This is a genomic window from Giesbergeria sinuosa (assembly GCF_042652905.1).
GTDB lineage: Bacteria > Pseudomonadota > Gammaproteobacteria > Burkholderiales > Burkholderiaceae_C > Simplicispira > Simplicispira sinuosa.
Genome location: NZ_JBHSHJ010000001.1, coordinates 109,329 through 126,222, shown reverse-complemented (window position 1 = coordinate 126,222; position 16,894 = coordinate 109,329). Strand labels below are relative to the sequence as shown.

Sequence of the window (16,894 nt, the reverse complement as noted above, 5' to 3'; positions counted from 1 at the left end):
GGTGTTTACCAGGTAGCGTTAGGATGGGCGCGGGCCAGACTTTGCATCTCGGTGAGCAAGAAGCCCAGATGCTCCGAATGCAGGCCGTGTTTGCCTTGGGTGATGTAGCCTTCAAATTGGGGGCGCACCAAGGTGGCCTCAGCCAAAGCATCGTTCACCAAGGCATCCCACTGTGTGCGCAAACCGGCCACGTTCACACCCACACCGGCGGCCACAGCAGCGTCTTCAATGCTGCTGTTTGTCCAGAACTCCTCGGTGTAAGGCATCAAGTGGTCCAGCGCCGCTTGCACCCGAGCATGCGATTCGTCCGTGCCATCGCCCAGACGGATCAACCAATCGCGCGAGTGGCGCAGGTGGTAGCGCACCTCTTTGAGCGATTTGGCAGCAATCGCCGCCAATTGCTCATCTTTGGACTGTTGCAAGGCTTCCCACACCAGCACCATCAGGGCACTGTAGAGGAAGTTGCGCACGATGGTGGTGCCATAGTCCATGTCGGACTTGGCATAACCCACCAAGGCGCTGCGGTGCGGCAGCTCTAACAAGGTGTAGTTGCGGAAGTCGGGCACATCGCGAAAGTAGGCCAGCTTGTCTTCGGTGGCATCGCCACCCAAGACCACAGCCGCTTGCTGGTACAACAGACGCGCCTGACCAATCAGGTCGAGGCTGACGTTGGCCAGTGCAATGTCTTCTTCGATCACGGGGCCGTGGCCACACCATTCGGCGTTGCGCTGGCCCAGCACCACGGCGTTGTCGGCCAAGTGCAACAGGTAGTTGGCGGTTGCGCTCATGATTACATGTGCCCCACTTCTTCGGGAATTTCGTAGAAGGTGGGATGGCGGTAGATTTTGTCAGCCGCTGGATCAAACAGCTCGCCCTTGTCGTCGGGGTTGCTGGCGGTGATTTGGGCCGAAGGAATCACCCAGATGCTCACGCCTTCTTGGCGGCGGGTGTACATGTCGCGGGCCATTTGCAGCGCATGCTGCGCGTCCGAGGCGTGCAGGCTACCGCAGTGCTTGTGATCCAAGCCTTGCTTGCTGCGAACAAAAACTTCCCACAGGGGCCAATCTTTCAGTGCGGGGGTGCTCATGCTGCTTCCTTCATTGCGCGTTGTTGCTGTTTGCGGGCGTGGGCCAGGGCGGCATCACGCACCCATTGGCCGTCGTTGTGCGCTTTCACGCGGGTCGAGAGACGCTCTTTGTTGCACGGGCCGTTGCCGTTGACCGTGGTCCAAAACTCATCCCAATCGATTTGGCCGTAGTCGTAGTGACCACGTTCTTCGTTCCACTTCAGGTCGGGGTCGGGCAGGGTGATGCCCAACACCTTGGCCTGGGGCACAGTGGCGTCGATAAACTTTTGGCGCAGGTCGTCGTTGGACACGCGCTTGATACCCCAGCGCATCCCTTGGGCGCTGTGCGGGCTGTCGGCATCGGGGGGGCCAAACATGGCCAGGCACTTCCACCACCAACGGTTGACGGAATCTTGCACCATGGCTTTTTGCTCTTCGGTGCCACGCATCATCACCAACAGGGCCTCGTAGCCTTGGCGCTGGTGGAAGGATTCTTCCTTGCACACGCGGATCATGGCGCGGGCATAAGGGCCATACGAGCAGCGGCACAGCGGCACTTGGTTCATGATGGCGGCACCATCGACCAGCCAGCCAATCGTGCCCACATCGGCCCAGTTGAGCGTGGGGTAGTTGAAGATGGAGCTGTACTTGGCTTTGCCCGAATGCAGAGCATCGAGCAAGTCGGCACGGCTCACACCCAAGGTCTCAGCGGCGCTGTACAGGTATTGGCCGTGGCCGCCTTCGTCTTGCACCTTGGCAATCAAGATGGCCTTGCGCTTGAGGCTGGGGGCGCGACTGATCCAGTTGCCCTCGGGCAGCATCCCCACGATTTCGCTGTGGGCGTGCTGGCTGATTTGGCGCACCAGCGTTTTGCGGTAGGCATCGGGCATCCAGTCTTGCGGCTCAATGCGGCCATCGGCGTCGATGCGGGCATCAAACTTCGCCATCAATTCTGGAGGCTCAATAGCCGCCACGGCTTTGATTTTTTGGCCGGTGTCATCCGGCACACTGAACGATTGCGTGTACATGGCGATTACTCCTTGAGGTTGAGGCCAATACGGTGGGGGGAGAAAATCAGAGCAACCAAGCGGGCGTGCGCTTTTCTAAGAAAGCACTGATGCCATCCTTGGCTTCGCTGGTGGCCCGCTGGCGGGCAATGCGCTGGGCGGTTTCTTCGCTGACGGCATCGTCAATCGGGCGACCATCCACAGCGGCAATCAGATCTTTGGCGGCTTTTTGCGCCAGCGGTGCGCCCACAATCAGCGGCTCAATCAGTTGGGCGATGGTGGCGTCCAACTGCTCGCGCTCGCACACCTCCGTCACCAAACCCATCGCCAAGGCCCGCTGGGCCGAGAAACGCTCGCCACTTTGGAAGTAGCGCAGTACATGGCGTGGCCCAATGGCACGCAGCACATAGGGGCTGATGACGGCGGGGATGATGCCGAACTTGACTTCGGAAGTGGCAAAGGTGGCATCACTGCTGGCCACGGCCATATCACAGGCCGCTGCCAACCCTGTGCCACCGCCCAAGGCAGCCCCTTGCACACGGGCCACCGTGGGCTTGGACATGCCCGACAGAGCGCGCAACATGTGGGCAAACTTGCGGGCATCAGCGCGGTTTTCTTCCTCGGTAAAGGCAGAAGCGCGCTTCATCCAGTTCAGATCGGCACCCGCAGAAAAATGCTTGCCACGGCCAGCCAACACCACGACCCGCACCGAGGCATCGGCATCGAGTTCGGCGCAAGCTGCGCCCAAATCGGCAATCAGTTGTTCGTCAAAGGCGTTGAACACATCCGGACGATCCATCCAGATCGTGGCTACGCGCTCTTGGCGCTCAATGCTCAGGGTTTGGTACATGGTGAAGGTGGCTCGCAGTCAGTAGCTCGGATTTATTGCGGCAGGTGCCATTTGCCGTCTTTGACTTCCAACAGGCGGAAGGCCGACAGGTTCAGGCCCATGTGGTCGGTAGCCGACATGTTGAAAGTGCCGCTGGTGGCGACAAAATTCTTGGTCGCTTCCAAGGCATCACGCACTTTGGCTTTGTCGGTACTGTTGGCACGCTTCATGGCATCGACGGTCAGCATCAGCGCGTCGTAGGCATAGCCACCAAAGGTGGACACTTCCGACTTGTAGCGGGTTTTGTAGGCCAGGTCGTAAGCGGTCACGACGGCTTTTTGTGGGTCGTTGGCGGGCAATTGCTCAGGAATCAACTGCGCAGGCGAGGGCAAACGCACGCCTTCTGCGGCTGGGCCAGCCAGCTTCAAGAACTCGTCCGAAGCCACGCCATGCGATTGGTACAGCGGCAAACTGACGCCCAACTGCTTGTAGTTTTTGGTGACGATGGCTGGGCCTTGGCCCAAACCAAAGACGAACACCGCTTGCACACCGGCAGTGTTCTTGATCTTGGTGAGCTGGGGGCTCATGTCGGTATCTTTGGGGCCGTAGGTTTCGTTGGCCACCAACGTGATGCCATACTTAGCAGCCACGGCCTCGGTTTCTTTTTTGCCCGACTGGCCAAAACCCGAAGTTTCCGACAGCAGCGCCACCTTGGTCAGGCCGCGCTTTTTCATGTCTTCAAACACCTTCTCAGCGGCCATGCGGTCGGTGTGGGGGGTCTTGAAAACCCACTTTTTCACTGGCTCTACTACCACTACCGCACCAGCCAACGAGATAAAGGGCGTCTCTGCCTTGCTCACCAGTGGCACCATTGACATGGTGGCGCCGGTGGTGGTGCCACCAATCACCACGTCCACCTTGTCGTTGTCGATGAGACGTTTGGTAAAACCGTTGGCCTTGTTGGCATCACTGCCATCGTCGTAATGCACCAACTCCAACTGACGACCCAGCACGCCACCCTTTTTGTTCAGGTCTTCAACGTACATTTGCAGGGTTTTCAGCTCGGGGTCGCCCAAGAAAGCCGCCGGGCCAGTGACCGACAGCACCGCACCAATTTTGATGGGGTCGGCGGCCTGCGCCATCAAAGCGCCCAAGGCCAGCGTGGCACCGACAGCAATTTGCTTGAGTTGGAATTTCATTTTGTCTCCTGTTAAATAGGTCTTACCGAAAAGTCTCTGTTCTCAGACGCGCTCGATCACCATCGCAATGCCTTGGCCCACACCAATACACATGGTGCAAAGGGCATAGCGGCCACCGCGGCGGGCAAGTTCGTAACTGGCGGTTGTGACCAAACGGGCACCGCTCATACCCAGCGGATGGCCTATTGCAATGGCCCCGCCGTTGGGATTGACATGGGCGGCATCGTCGGGCAGGCCCAAGTCACGCAACACCGCCAAGGCTTGGGCGGCAAAGGCTTCGTTCAGCTCAATCACGTCCATCTGCGCCAGCGTCAGGCCGGTTTGGGCCAGCACTTTGCGCACGGCGGGAGCGGGGCCAAAGCCCATGATGCGCGGGGCCAAACCCGCTGTCGCCATACCAACCACACGGGCGCGTGGGGTCAGGCCATAGCGTTGGGCCGCTTCTTCAGAAGCCAACAGCACAGCGCAAGCGCCATCGTTCACACCCGAGGCATTGCCTGCGGTCACGCTCAAGTCGGGGCCATTGACGCCCTTGAGCTTGGCCAGCATCTCGAGCGTGGTTTCGGGGCGCGGATGCTCATCGGTGGTCACGACGATGGGGTCGCCCTTTTTGCGTGGAATGGTGACGGACACCAACTCATCCGCAAAACGGCCAGCGGCGTTGGCTGCGCCCCAACGTTGTTGCGAACGCAAGGCAAAGGCGTCTTGGTCGGCACGGCCAATCTGGAAGTCTGCGGCCACGTTGTCTGCCGTTTGTGGCATCGAATGTGTTTCGTAGAGCTTTTTCATCAAGGGATTGACGAAGCGCCAGCCGATGGTGGTGTCATACACCGCATTGCTGCGGCTAAAGGCTGTATCAGCCTTGGGCATGACAAAGGGGGCACGGCTCATGCTCTCGACACCGCCCGCAATCATCAGGCTGGTTTCACCGGCTTTGATAGAACGGGCGGCCAAGCCAATCGCATCCATGCCAGAGCCGCACAGGCGGTTGACGGTGGTGCCGGGCACTTGCACCGGCAACCCAGCCAACAGGCCAGACATGCGGGCCACGTTGCGGTTGTCTTCACCCGCTTGGTTGGCACAACCGTAGATGATGTCTTCTACTGCTGTCCAATCGACCTGCGGGTTGCGCTCCATCAGCGCCTTGAGCGGAATGGCGCCCAAATCATCGGCACGCACCGAGGACAAAGCACCGCCGTAACGGCCAATGGGGGTACGAATCGCGTCACAAATATAGGCTTGGGTCATGCAATATCTCCTCAGGCTTGCTTAGGACGCTCGTCAAACACGCGGCGCGCTTTGCCGGTCAAGGTGCGTGGCAGGGCGTTGGCCTCAAACACGTTCACCTTGGTCGAGATGCCCACAATGGTCTTGATGTGATGTTGCAGCTCTTTAGCCACCTGTTGCACTTCGGCGGCGCTGAGTTGGCCGCTCAGGCTTTGTTGCAATTCGCAGCGGATTTCTACGTTGTCCAAGTGGCCGTCGCGGCTCAGATGGATTTGGTAATTGCCCGACAGACGGTTGTCGCGCAGGATTTGCTCTTCCACTTGGGTCGGGAACACGTTCACGCCACGCACAATCAGCATGTCGTCCGAGCGGCCAGTGATCTTGCCCATGCGGCGGAACGAGCGTGCTGTGGGGGGCAACAGTCGGGTGAGGTCGCGGGTGCGGTAGCGGATGACCGGGAAGGCTTCTTTGGTCAGCGAGGTAAACACCAGTTCGCCCAGTTCGCCATCGGGCAGCACTTCGCCGGTGTCGGGGTTGATGATTTCGGGGTAGAAGTGGTCTTCCCAAATCACGGGGCCGTCTTTGGTCTCAATGCACTCGCAGGCCACGCCCGGCCCCATCACTTCGGTCAGGCCGTAAATGTCGATAGCGTCAATGCCGAGTTTTTTCTCAATCTCGGCACGCATACCCTCGCCCCAAGGCTCAGCCCCAAAAATACCGACCTTGAGCGAAATTTCTTCAGGCTTGATGCCTTGGCGCTCAAACTCTTCGGCAATCACCAGCGAGTAAGAAGGCGTGACCATGATGGCATCGGGGCGGAAGTCCATGATTTGCTGGACTTGCTTTTCGGTTTGGCCGCCAGACATGGGCACGGCGGTGCAACCCAGACGCTCAATACCAAAGTGCGCACCCAAGCCGCCGGTAAACATACCGTAGCCATAGGAGTTTTGCACCATGTCGCCAGGGCGCACACCGGCAGCACGCAAAGAGCGGGCGGCCAAATCAGCCCAGTTGTCGGCATCTTGGCGGGTGTAACCAACCACAATCGACTTGCCCGTAGTGCCACTGGAGGCGTGCAGACGGGCAATCTTTTGGCGTGGCACGGCAAACAAGCCAAAGGGGTAATGGTCGCGCAAGTCCAGCTTGGTCATGAAGGGGAACTTGGCCAAATCGGCCAGCGTCTTCAAGTCATCGGGGTGTACGCCCTTGGCCACGCATTTTTCACGGTAGGGGGCCACGTTGTCGTAGGTGTGGCGCACCGACCACTTCAGGCGCTCCAGTTGCAATGCCGAAATCTCATCACGGCTGGCGGTTTCAATCGGCTCTAAATCGCCCGGAGCGGGTTGCTTGACGGTCATGAGAAGGGCTCCTTTAATCAGAATTTCTTATCAACAGAGAGTGAGACGGCACACTGGCTCAGTCTGGTGTGGCAAAGCTGGTGGTCACTTCGCCCTTGATGCGGTAGCTCTTGCCCCGGAATAGCGCCACGGTTTTGCCCCCGACCACACTCACGGTGACGTCATAAACGCCGGTGCGCCCTGCCGCCGAACGCTCTACGGCCACGGCTTCCAACACATCGCCTTCGCGTGCTGGCGAGAGAAAATCAATATGGCAGGCCGAGGCCACGGTGTTGAGGTTGTAGCTGTTGCAGGAATAAGCAAAGGCGGTATCGGCCAGTGCAAAAATCATCCCTCCGTGGCAAATGTGGTGTCCATTCACCATGTCGGGGCGCACCGCCATGCGCAGGGTGGCCTGGCCCGGCGTGACCGAGAGGCGCTCCATGCCCAAGGCTTGGGCAGCATGGTCGCGTTGCCACATGGCATCGCTGGCAGCCGTAGCCAACTCTTGCGGGCTGAGGGTGGAGGTATCGACTTCAGACATGCAGCGTGCCTCCGGCATAGACGGTTTGTTGAATCAACGGCGAGACGCGGTAACGGTCTTCGCCGTAGAACTGGCCCAGGTGCTTGAGCACGGCATGGATTTGCGCCACACCTACCGCATCGGCCCAAGCCAAGGGGCCACAGGGGTAATTCACGCCCAAGCGCATGGCCGCATCGGCACCGCGCACATCGCACACGCCTTGGTTGACGGCATCGGCGGCCTCATTGGCCAACATGGCGACGGTACGCATCACGGCCAAACCCGGTACATCATTGAACTGCGACACCGCCCAACCGGCTGCTTGCAGCAAACCCACTGCGGCATCACGCGCGGCACCCGAGGTTTGGCGCGCCACGGCCACGGCCAAGCGGGTGGCTTTGCCATAGTCCAAGGCCAAGTCAACCAACACGGTGTTGGCTACGCCGCTGGCTTGGGCACGCTGGGTAGCACTGCGGCCATCGGTTTGGTACAACACGGCCTCGGCAGCTTCGGCCACACGGCCATCGGCAGCCTCGGCGGCTTGGCTGAAGGCAACCCCGGCAGCTTGCAAACGGCTGGCCAAGGCTTGGGCCAACGCCGTGTTGCCATAGACAGTGATTTGCGCCGGTGCAGCACAAACGGCAGCGGTTTGTGCGGCAGGACGTTCAGCGCCAGCGGCATAGCTATAAAAACCCCGACCTGTTTTGCGGCCCAAGAAACCGGCATCGACCAACTCTTGCTGAATCAACGATGGCAGGAAACGCTGGTCGTTAAAGAAGGCATTCCAGACCGAACGGGTGACGGCAAAATTGACATCGTGGCCGATCATGTCCATCAGTTCAAACGGCCCCATGCGAAAGCCACCGGCCTCGCGCACCACGGCATCGATGGTGGCGCAATCGGCAGCCCCTTCGTGCAGCAGGCGCAAACCTTCGGCGTAGAACGGACGGGCCACCCGGTTGACGATAAAACCGGGGGTCGATTTGGCATGTACCGGGGTTTTGCCCCAAGCGGCTGCCGTGGCGAATAGAGTCTCGGCCACGCTAGGCTCGGTTGCCAAGCCCGACACCACCTCCACCAGCGCCATCAACGGGGCCGGGTTGAAGAAGTGCAGCCCAGCCAAACGGCCCGCATCGTGCAAACCCGCGCCAATGGCCGTCACAGAGATGGATGAGGTGTTGGTGCCAAAAATGCAATGGGCACCCACCACAGCTTCCAAATCGCGGAACAGGGCACGCTTGACGTCGAGGTTTTCGACAATCGCTTCTACCACCAAACCGGCATCGGCCAATTGGGCCAGGCTCTCCACCGCTTGCAGGCGCTCACCGGCAGCACGGGCGGCCTCGGCAGTCATCTTGCCTTTGTCGGCCAGCTTGTTCAGTTGGGCGCGGATGCCCTCGACGGCTTGCTGCGCCGCGCCGGGGCGGTTGTCTAACAAACGTACGGGGTGGCCTGCCACAGCGGCCACTTGGGCAATACCAGCGCCCATCGCGCCGGTGCCAATCACCGCCACCACGGTGGACAGGGGAAGTGCATTCACTGCCATGCTCATGCCCCCGTAAAGCGCGGTGTACGCTTTTCTAAGAAGGCGGCCACGCCTTCGACATAGTCGCTGCTGCGGCCCATTTCGCGCATCAACATGCCTTCGAGCGTGAGTTGTTGCTCTAGCGTGTTGGTTTGTGCCGCTTGCATGGCTTGGCGGGTACGCACCAGTGCCTTGGTGGGCATGGCGGCCAGTTGTTCCGCCAGCTTTTGCACATGCTCGGCAAAAGCTTCTTCGGCCACGGCTTCCCAAATCAAGCCCCATTCGGCAGCTTTAGCGGCGGGCAGTTTGTTGCCCATCATGGCCAGGCCCAAAGCACGGGCCTGTCCGATGCGCTGCGGCACCAGCCAAGAGCAGGCGGTATCGGGAATCAGCCCAATTTTGGCAAACGGCAGCATGAACGAGGCCGCTTGGCTGGCAATCACCATGTCGCAAGCCAGCGCCAAGCTGGCTCCAGCACCAGCGGCCACGCCATTGACAGCGGCCACGGTGGGCACACGCAAATGGGCCAAACGCATGACCAGCGGCTTGTAGTGGCGCTCGACCACATCGCCCAAATCGGGTGGGGTTTCGCCGGGCACAAAACGCACTTCGGCATCGGCCAAATCTTGACCGGCGCAGAAGCCGCGACCGGCCCCGGTCAGCACCAACACGCGCACGGCAGGGTTGGTCTGGATGCTGTCTAAGGCATCGCGCAACTCGGCGTGCATGGCCGCGTTGAAGCTGTTCATTTTGTCCGGGCGGTTCAGCGTCAAGCGGGCCACGCCGCTGTCACTGACCTCGAACAGAATATGTTGATAAGCCATCGTTGCGGCCCCTTAAACGTGGTAGCGGCGTTGCACCACGCGGAAGCGATTGGCGACAAAGGCCGAATCAGCGTAGGAGGCATTGGCAGCCGGGTTGCCGCCGGTGCCGTGGTAATCCGAGAAGGCGCTGGATTGGTTGACGAACACGCCACTGGTCAGGTTGATGGACAAGGCCACCTTGCCACGCCAAGTGGCTTCGGTCATGGCATCGATCACCTCTTGGCGGGTGGAATACAGACCGACGGTGAGAGCACCATGCTCACGCACAATGCGCTCAGACAGGGCAATGCCAGCAGCAGTGTCTGCCACCTTGACGACAAAGCTGATCGGGCCAAAGCGTTCTTCCATGTAGGCAGCCTCATCGGCTGCATCGCAGGCCAGCAGCACCGGGGTGCGCACTTGGGCGGCGGGGAAGTCGGGGTTGTTCAGGCTTTGCGAGGCCAGCACTACCGTGCCCAGTTGGCCGCTGTTGGCGTGGGCCACACGGTCGGCAGTGGCTTCGGACTGCATGGCACCCAGCACGGCAAAGGCCACTTCGGGCTTGGACAGGAAGCGCGTAATGGCCTTGCCCAAGTCGGCACACACTTCGTCGTAGCTCTTGTGGCCTTCGTCGGTGTCGATACCGCCAGCGGGCACAAAAATGGCCTGCGAGGTGGTACACATTTGGCCAGAATACAGCGACAAGGTGAACGCCAAGTTGCCCAACATGGCTTTGTAGGCGTTGGTGGAATCAATCACGATGTTGTTCACACCAGCCAGCTCGGCATACACCTGGGCTTGCTTGCAATGGTCAATCAGCCACTGACCAAACACATTGCTGCCGGTAAAGTCGACCGACTTGACGCTCGGGTGCGTGGCCAAGGCTTGGGTAACGCTGCGGTTGTCAGTAACGCACAGGGTGACCAAGTTGGGGTCGATACCGTTCTCGGCCAGCACAGCGCGGATGGTACGCACGGTGATGGCGGCGGGCAAAATGGCATTGCTGTGCGGCTTGATGATGACGGCATTGCCGGTAGCCAGCGCAGCAAACACGCCCGGATAGGTGTTCCAAGTGGGGAAGGTGCCACAGCCCACCACCAAACCCACGCCACGGCCCACCACTTCAAAATGCTTCTTCATCACCAAGGCGGGGTTTTTGCCTTGGGGCTTTTCCCACACGGCTTCAGCCGGAACAAAGCTCTGTTCGCGCCAAGCGTAGGCCACGGCTTCTAAACCACGGTCTTGGGCATGGGGGGCACCCGCTTGGAAAGCCATCATCCAGCCTTGGCCGGTGGTCATCATGACGGCGTGGCCGATTTCAAAACTCTGGCGGTTCAGACGGGCCAGAATTTCCAAGCAAATGCCGGTGCGGCCTGCTGCGCCCACGGCTTGCCAGCCCTTCATGGCGGCCAAACCCGCGTCAATCAGCACTTGGTGGTCGCACAGCGGGTAGCGCACGTTCAAAGCGCCAGCGTAGGGCGAGACCTCGTTGCCACCCCAGCCGTTTTGGCCGGGTTGGTTCAATTCAAAGTTTTGGCCCAGATGGGCTTCGTAAGCACGCTTGCCTTCTTCGGGCGCAGTCTCGCCGTAGGCTTTGGGGCTAGGCATCTCAGTGTAGGGCGACCAGTAGCCACGGGTGGCAATGGCTTGCAAAGCGCCATCGAGGGTGGCGCGGTGTTGTTCAAACAAAGGATGGGACATGCTTTTTCCAAATAGAAACGGCTGAAACTTGCACACAAGACACCGCAGCCAACGCTGTCAAGCTCAACAAGCAACACACAAAATTCGTATGAATAGAAAAAAGTGTATCACTTAAAAATTATTTCCTCTTATAGGGAAACCCTTAAAACCTACCAATTGATGGGCACAAAATTCAATAATCAAGTAACACTTTTAATGGCTGAAGAATTCGGGAAAACCCGCAATTCAGGCAGGCTGGCGCTCCACTGGCCCCAAGTTCTCGGACAGTGGACAGCTACAACCAACCATCAGCCAGACATCACATGCCCAAATAGGCTGCGCGCACCTTTTCGTTGTGGATCAGGTCTTGGCCGGTGCCTGTCAGGGTGATTTCGCCGGTTTCGATCACATAACCCCGGTCGGCCAGCGCCAGCGCGGCAAAAGCGTTCTGCTCGGCCAAAATGATGGTCATGCCCTGCGCCTTGAGCGCCTTGACCACGTTGAACACTTCCTGCACCAGCAGCGGCGCCAAGCCCATCGAAGGCTCATCCAACAACAACAGCTTGGGCCGCCCCATAAGCGCCCGACCAATCGCCAGCATTTGCTGTTGGCCGCCCGACAGGGTGCCTGCAGGCAACTTGCGCTTTTCTTTCAAGATCGGGAACATGGCGTAGACCTTTTCCAGGTCTTCGGGCACGTTTTGCTTAGGTTGGGTGTAAGCGCCCAGCAGCAAGTTGTCTTCAATTGCCAAGGGGCCAAACACTTGGCGCCCTTCGGGGCTTTGGCAGATGCCCCGGCGCATACGCTGGTCGGCACGCACCTTAGAAATATCTTCACCATCAAACCAAATTTGCCCAGCGCCCATGGGTTGCACGCCCGACAAGGTGCGCAAAAAGGTGGTTTTCCCGGCCCCGTTGGCCCCCACCAGCGCCACGGTTTCGCCCCGGTGGATTTCTAAGTTGAGCCCCTTGAGCGCCTTGATGCGGCCATAGCTGCTCTCTAAGCCTGTGACTTTGAGCAGCACATCCCCGCCGCTGGCGGGCATGGTGGTTTGCAACACGCCACCACTGTGCGCGCCCAAGCCCACCGACTCGGGGGCCAAGCTGACCACGCGGTGGTACAGCTCTTGAAACTCGGCCCGGGCTTCGGGGCCAAACAGGGGGTCGTTGTGCTCTTGGAAGCGGGCATCAATCAGCTGCCAGTCCTCGGCCGTCAAGATTTTGCGGGCCAAGGGCAGTGCCTTGCCCTCTTCCATACGGATGTGGTTCTTCAGCCGCTTGCAATAGTCGCGCAGTGATTGCACCAAGGTCTCTGGTGGCTGGCCTGCCGTCACTTGGGCAAAGGCTTGGCGCATGGCCTCCAAATGGACGATGGCTTGGCGGTGGTCTTCTTCCAGTGCCTCCACCAAGGGCACGGCATCGGCCGCGCGCTGGCGCATCAGCGGGAACAGGTAATCGTCTTCTTTACGGTGGTGTGCGTGGTCGGCAAACTTCTCGATGTATTCAAACGCCGCCTGAAAGAACGCCGGATCGACCGGCTTGCCCGCATCCAAATCATCGGCCACCTGTTCCAGCGCAATCGCCATGCGCCAGAAGCTGCGATGCTCTTCGGTAATGATACGCAGTGTTTCCATTTTTCCTGCTTCCGTTTTAACCGTGGGCACCCAAATAGGCAGCAATCACATCAGGGTTCTTGCGCACCTCTGCTCCAGTGCCTTCGGCCAGTTTCTTGCCGTAATCGAGCACCAAAATGCGGTCGGACAAGTTCATCACCATCTTCATATCGTGCTCCACCAACACCACGGTGATGCCCGAGTCGGCCACCTTGCGCACCAAGTGATCGACTTCGATGGTTTCTTTCGGGTTCAGCCCAGCGGCAGGCTCATCCAAGAAAATCATGCGCGGCTTCATCGCCAAAGCACGGGCAATTTCCAGCCGTTTGAGCACGCCATAAGACATGGCATCGGCGCGGGCGTTGATATAGCTCTCTAGGCCCACAAAGCGCATCAGCTCGGCGGCTTCTTCGCGCAGTTCTCGGTCGCGGCTGCGCAAGCTGGGCCAGCGCAGGGCGGCTTTGAACAGGTTGCGGTCTAACCGCAGGTGTGCGCCCACCATCACGTTCTCGATGGCGCTCATGTTCATGCAGATTTGCAGGTTTTGGAACGTGCGCGCCACACCGCGTTCGGCCAACTCGTTGGGAGATTTGCCGTGGATAGGCTCGCCATCCAAACGAATCTCGCCCGTGGTGGGCTTATACACCCCCGTAATCAGGTTGAACAGCGTGGTTTTACCCGCGCCGTTGGGGCCAATCACGGCATACACGATGCCTGCATCAATATTGAACGAAACGTTCTGCACCGCCTTGACGCCACCAAAGTGGATCGACAGGTCTTTGACTTCCAGCAAGGCCATGTTCAATCTCCCTTGCCAAATTTGGCCGCCAGCGTGGGCACCAAGCCCTTGGGCAGAAAAATCATGCACAGCATCAGCACCGCGCCAAACACCACGGTTTCCCAGCCCTCAAAGGTCGCCAAGGCTTGGGGCAGGGCCGTGAGCAGCACCGCACCAATGATGGAGCCAAACACCGAGGCCATGCCCCCCACCACCACCATGGTCACCAATTCCACTGAATGGAAAAAGTCGGCAAAGTTGGGGGTCACAAAGGCCATGTAATGTGCCGTGATGCTGCCCATGATGCTGGCAAACACCGCCGACATGACAAAGATCGTGACCTTGTAGCGCACCACGTTCACGCCCACCACCTGCGAGGCCACCTCGGAGCCATGCAAGGCACGCAGCGCCCGACCAAAGGGTGAATCAATCATGTTGAGCGACGCCCACACGCTAAAGGCCAGCATGGTGGCTACCACCCAGTACCAATGTTTATCGCTGCTGAGTTCAAACCCAAACACCGACATGGCAGGCACCGGCATGCCATCGGGGCCGCCCGTCCATTGGGCTTCATTGCGCAGTGCAATGTTGATGATGATGCCCAGCCCCAGCGTGGCCATAGCCAAATAGTTGCCCTTGAGCTTGAAAATAGGGCGTGCCACCAACCCGGCAATCACTGCCGTGGCTGCGGCACCTGCACCCATTGCCAGCAAGGGATGCCAAGCAAAATGCGTTGGCAACACTGCCGAAGCATAGGCACCAATACCCAAAAAGCCCGCATGGCCCAAGCTGATCTGACCAGCAAAGCCAATCAGCAGGTTCAAGCCAATCACGATGATGGCGTTGATGCCGATGCGAATGGCCAAATCCATGTAATAACTGTTGGGCACCACCCACGGCAGCACCAACAGCACAGCGATGAGCAAGCCCAGTCCGATATATGCGCTCTTTTGCATGGTCTTACACCCGATCGGTCGATTTGCCACCGAACAGGCCGCGCGGCATGAAGAACAGCACCAACAGGATCAGCACAAACGGCATGGCATCCTTATAGGCAGAAGAGATATAGCCCGCGCCCATGGCTTCGAGCACGCCCACCAACAAACCACCCACCACAGCCCCCAGGCCATTGCCCAAGCCACCAACCACCACGGCCACAAAGCCTTTCAGGCCCAGCATGATGCCCACGTCATAAGATGTCATGGTGATGGGGGTAATGAGAATGCCACCCAGCGCGCCCAAACCGGCCGCCATCGCAAAACTCATGAACAGCACCCAACTGGTGTTGATGCCCACCAACTCGGCAGCGGTGCGGTTGAACGACGTTGCCAGCATGGCTTTGCCAGTCAGGGTGCGGTTAAAAAAGTACCACAGCCCCACCACCACCACCGCCGTCACCCCCAGCACCCACAGGCTTTGCGGCAGCAGCGTGGCACCCAAAATTTGCAATGGCGCATCGCCCGAAAAAGCAGGCAAGCTGTGTGTGCCCTTGCCCAACCACACCTGAATGAGGCCACGAATCACCAATGAAGCCCCAATGGTGACGATGATGAGGGAGACCGTTTCCGCACCCTTGATCGGCTCAATGGCTACTTTTTCCATCACCACACCCACCACCGCTGGAATGGCGATAGCCAACAGCAACACCACCGGCATTGGCAGGCCCATCTGGGCAAAAAACACGGCCAACATGCCACCGAGCATGATGAACTCGCCCTGCGCAAAGTTAATCACATTGCTGGCGTTATAGATCAGCGTGAAGCCCAGCGCCGCCAAGGCATAGGTAGCTCCCACGGTGATGCCCGAGAACAGAAATTGCAGAAACTCGGCAAGCATCAGTCATTTCTCCCAGGCGTCGCACAGGCATCGCGACCGTGTAGCGGCAACAACATAGGTGGTGTCTCCGTAGTGGATTCTGAAAAGGCAGGCACAAACCCTGCCCAGTGTGGGGCGGAATAAAAAGAGTCTGGCGCGACGCGTTGCGCACCCACCAACATGATACCCAGAATGGGATTTTTTCTGGTTTTTGTATCCTGTTTGAAGGTCAAAACAAGGGTAATCCCTAGGAAAAAACGCCCTCAAATGACCAAAAACACATCCTCAACAGCGCCAACAGCCTGTTTTTGGTTTGATTTAACGCAGAAATTCACCAAATTCCCCCTGCACAACGCTCCTATGTTGCCCAGAGGGTAAGCCAAGGATTTTAAAAAATGGTAAACGGATGAACCCGTAGATAGTTACATTGATTGACACAAAACATCTATGTATGTATCACTTCTTGAGAAAGCATCCAGACCATGCCTACAGCGCAGGTGCAGCGCCGCTACCATCGAGCACCTATGAACGAACATATCGCATCACAGGCCATTGAGGCCCTTTTGGAGAGCTTTCGCCAGAAAAGCCGCGTACAGGCCAGCTCGCTCATCACCTCGGTCTTTGGTGATGCCATCCTGCCCCGGGGGGGGCGGGTCTGGTTGGGTAGTCTGATCAAACTGTTGCAGCCTTTGGATATCAACGAACGGCTGGTGCGCACCACGGTGTTTCGGTTGGTCAAAGACGAATGGCTGCAAACCGAGGCCGTAGGACGGCGCACCGATTACATGCTCACCCCTTCGGGACAACGCCGCTTTGAAGAAGCTTCACGACAAATTTACGCCGCCGAACCCCCACTGTGGGATCGGCGTTGGCGCCTTATCATGGTGGTGGGTGAACTCGAGCCACGCCAGCGCGAACGTTTGCGCCAGGCGCTGTATTGGCAAGGTTTTGGCGATACTGGCTCCGGCTGCTTTATCCACCCCAGCGCCGAGCTGGACGTCGCCTTTGATGCCCTGGCCGCCGATGGCATGGCCGATCTGCTGCCCCAGCTGATGCCACTGGTGGCCCTGAACCCCAAACTCAGCCCCAGCGCCGACGATGCCAGCATGGTGCAACGTGCCTGGAACTTGGATGGACTGGCCAGCGCCTACAGCAGCTTTGTCTGCCGCTACCAACCCATTCTGGACGCACTGCAGCAAGACCCCACCGACAGCGTGAACGAAGAGCAAGCCTGCTTGGCGCGCATCCTGCTCATCCACGACTTTCGCCGTTTTTTATTGCGCGACCCAGAGCTGCCCGAAGTGCTGCTACCCACAGGCTGGCCTGGCAACCAAGCCCGGCTGTTGTGCAAAGAGATTTATCGCCGCTTGCTGGCCCCGTCTGAGCGCCACTTAGACCAGTGCTTGCAACTAGCCAATGGCGACATGCCGCGTGCTGCGCGCCTGCTGTTGCGGCGTTTTCAGATTGAAGATGGCCTAGAACAACCCGCCTGA

At 59.0% G+C, this 16,894-nt stretch carries 16 protein-coding genes and 1 pseudogene; 1 reads left to right on the top strand and 16 read right to left on the bottom strand.

Features of this window, described 5'->3' with window-relative positions; genetic code table 11:
* Positions 1-5: 5 nt before the first annotated feature.
* From paaC to ACFO6X_RS00470, 16 genes and pseudogenes are all read right to left on the bottom strand, one after another.
* The gene (gene paaC / locus ACFO6X_RS00545) at positions 6-788 is read right to left on the bottom strand and encodes a 1,2-phenylacetyl-CoA epoxidase subunit PaaC (protein WP_382428983.1); all 783 of its coding nucleotides are present in this window, start codon (positions 786-788) and stop codon (positions 6-8) included.
* Positions 789-790: 2 nt separating this feature from the next.
* Positions 791-1,087 (bottom strand): 1,2-phenylacetyl-CoA epoxidase subunit PaaB, encoded by a 297-nt coding sequence (paaB, locus tag ACFO6X_RS00540; RefSeq protein ID WP_382428981.1) that lies wholly within the window; start codon positions 1,085-1,087, stop codon positions 791-793.
* Positions 1,084-2,094: a 1,2-phenylacetyl-CoA epoxidase subunit PaaA gene (gene paaA, locus ACFO6X_RS00535; RefSeq protein WP_382428979.1), complete on the bottom strand. Its 1,011-nt coding sequence runs from the start codon at positions 2,092-2,094 to the stop codon at positions 1,084-1,086. Before paaA ends, paaB begins: the two co-directional genes overlap by 4 nt.
* A gap of 46 nt (positions 2,095-2,140) precedes the next feature.
* Entirely contained in the window at positions 2,141-2,923 is a 783-nt protein-coding gene (locus tag ACFO6X_RS00530; protein ID WP_382428977.1) for an enoyl-CoA hydratase/isomerase family protein, read from the bottom strand.
* 32 nt (positions 2,924-2,955) lie between these two features.
* Positions 2,956-4,101, bottom strand: coding sequence for an ABC transporter substrate-binding protein (locus ACFO6X_RS00525; protein ID WP_382428975.1), 1,146 nt, complete (start codon positions 4,099-4,101; stop codon positions 2,956-2,958).
* Positions 4,102-4,143: 42 nt separating this feature from the next.
* Positions 4,144-5,349 carry a 3-oxoadipyl-CoA thiolase gene (pcaF, locus tag ACFO6X_RS00520; RefSeq protein ID WP_382428973.1) on the bottom strand — a complete coding sequence of 402 codons (1,206 nt, stop codon included), beginning with the start codon at positions 5,347-5,349 and terminating at the stop codon, positions 4,144-4,146.
* Between the two features lie 11 nt (positions 5,350-5,360).
* Positions 5,361-6,686, bottom strand: a complete 1,326-nt coding sequence (gene paaK, locus ACFO6X_RS00515; protein WP_382428971.1) for a phenylacetate--CoA ligase PaaK — start codon at positions 6,684-6,686, stop codon at positions 5,361-5,363.
* Positions 6,687-6,744: 58 nt separating this feature from the next.
* Complete coding sequence (gene paaI / locus ACFO6X_RS00510) at positions 6,745-7,209, bottom strand: hydroxyphenylacetyl-CoA thioesterase PaaI (RefSeq protein ID WP_382428969.1); 465 nt, start codon at positions 7,207-7,209, stop codon at positions 6,745-6,747.
* Complete coding sequence (paaH, locus tag ACFO6X_RS00505) at positions 7,202-8,734, bottom strand: 3-hydroxyacyl-CoA dehydrogenase PaaH (protein ID WP_382428967.1); 1,533 nt, start codon at positions 8,732-8,734, stop codon at positions 7,202-7,204. The genes paaI and paaH overlap by 8 nt, the downstream gene beginning before the upstream one ends.
* Positions 8,735-8,736: 2 nt before the next feature.
* Positions 8,737-9,537, bottom strand: a complete 801-nt coding sequence (gene paaG, locus ACFO6X_RS00500) for a 2-(1,2-epoxy-1,2-dihydrophenyl)acetyl-CoA isomerase PaaG (RefSeq protein ID WP_382428965.1) — start codon at positions 9,535-9,537, stop codon at positions 8,737-8,739.
* A gap of 12 nt (positions 9,538-9,549) precedes the next feature.
* The gene (paaN, locus tag ACFO6X_RS00495) at positions 9,550-11,217 is read right to left on the bottom strand and encodes a phenylacetic acid degradation protein PaaN (protein ID WP_382428963.1); all 1,668 of its coding nucleotides are present in this window, start codon (positions 11,215-11,217) and stop codon (positions 9,550-9,552) included.
* 298 nt (positions 11,218-11,515) lie between these two features.
* Positions 11,516-12,217, bottom strand: a complete 702-nt coding sequence (locus ACFO6X_RS00490) for an ABC transporter ATP-binding protein (RefSeq protein ID WP_460535389.1) — start codon at positions 12,215-12,217, stop codon at positions 11,516-11,518.
* A 216-nt stretch (positions 12,218-12,433) separates the two neighbouring features.
* Positions 12,434-12,829: pseudogene (locus ACFO6X_RS00485) on the bottom strand (hemerythrin domain-containing protein); the annotation flags it as partial.
* 16 nt (positions 12,830-12,845) lie between these two features.
* Positions 12,846-13,607 carry an ABC transporter ATP-binding protein gene (locus ACFO6X_RS00480; protein WP_382428961.1) on the bottom strand — a complete coding sequence of 254 codons (762 nt, stop codon included), beginning with the start codon at positions 13,605-13,607 and terminating at the stop codon, positions 12,846-12,848.
* A gap of 2 nt (positions 13,608-13,609) precedes the next feature.
* Positions 13,610-14,542 carry a branched-chain amino acid ABC transporter permease gene (locus ACFO6X_RS00475; protein ID WP_382428959.1) on the bottom strand — a complete coding sequence of 311 codons (933 nt, stop codon included), beginning with the start codon at positions 14,540-14,542 and terminating at the stop codon, positions 13,610-13,612.
* Positions 14,543-14,546: 4 nt separating this feature from the next.
* Complete coding sequence (locus ACFO6X_RS00470) at positions 14,547-15,422, bottom strand: branched-chain amino acid ABC transporter permease (RefSeq protein WP_382428957.1); 876 nt, start codon at positions 15,420-15,422, stop codon at positions 14,547-14,549.
* Between the two features lie 503 nt (positions 15,423-15,925).
* On the opposite strand from ACFO6X_RS00470, the gene paaX reads away from it, so the two are divergent.
* A complete protein-coding gene (paaX, locus tag ACFO6X_RS00465) occupies positions 15,926-16,894 on the top strand; it encodes a phenylacetic acid degradation operon negative regulatory protein PaaX (protein ID WP_382428955.1) in 969 nt (322 codons plus the stop codon).

Bases quoted from the DNA above. Each gene is read 5' to 3' on its own strand.
- paaB (WP_382428981.1), bottom strand. From the start codon at position 1,087: ATGAGCACCCCCGCACTGAAAGATTGGCCCCTGTGGGAAGTTTTTGTT.
- ACFO6X_RS00525 (WP_382428975.1), bottom strand. From the start codon at position 4,101: ATGAAATTCCAACTCAAGCAAATTGCTGTCGGTGCCACGCTGGCCTTG.
- paaX (WP_382428955.1), top strand. From the start codon at position 15,926: ATGAACGAACATATCGCATCACAGGCCATTGAGGCCCTTTTGGAGAGC.
- ACFO6X_RS00475 (WP_382428959.1), bottom strand. From the start codon at position 14,542: ATGCAAAAGAGCGCATATATCGGACTGGGCTTGCTCATCGCTGTGCTG.
- paaA (WP_382428979.1), bottom strand. From the start codon at position 2,094: ATGTACACGCAATCGTTCAGTGTGCCGGATGACACCGGCCAAAAAATC.
- ACFO6X_RS00470 (WP_382428957.1), bottom strand. From the start codon at position 15,422: ATGCTTGCCGAGTTTCTGCAATTTCTGTTCTCGGGCATCACCGTGGGA.
- paaK (WP_382428971.1), bottom strand. From the start codon at position 6,686: ATGACCGTCAAGCAACCCGCTCCGGGCGATTTAGAGCCGATTGAAACC.
- ACFO6X_RS00530 (WP_382428977.1), bottom strand. From the start codon at position 2,923: ATGTACCAAACCCTGAGCATTGAGCGCCAAGAGCGCGTAGCCACGATC.
- ACFO6X_RS00480 (WP_382428961.1), bottom strand. From the start codon at position 13,607: ATGGCCTTGCTGGAAGTCAAAGACCTGTCGATCCACTTTGGTGGCGTC.
- paaN (WP_382428963.1), bottom strand. From the start codon at position 11,217: ATGTCCCATCCTTTGTTTGAACAACACCGCGCCACCCTCGATGGCGCT.
- paaC (WP_382428983.1), bottom strand. From the start codon at position 788: ATGAGCGCAACCGCCAACTACCTGTTGCACTTGGCCGACAACGCCGTG.
- paaH (WP_382428967.1), bottom strand. From the start codon at position 8,734: ATGGCAGTGAATGCACTTCCCCTGTCCACCGTGGTGGCGGTGATTGGC.
- paaI (WP_382428969.1), bottom strand. From the start codon at position 7,209: ATGTCTGAAGTCGATACCTCCACCCTCAGCCCGCAAGAGTTGGCTACG.
- paaG (WP_382428965.1), bottom strand. From the start codon at position 9,537: ATGGCTTATCAACATATTCTGTTCGAGGTCAGTGACAGCGGCGTGGCC.
- pcaF (WP_382428973.1), bottom strand. From the start codon at position 5,349: ATGACCCAAGCCTATATTTGTGACGCGATTCGTACCCCCATTGGCCGT.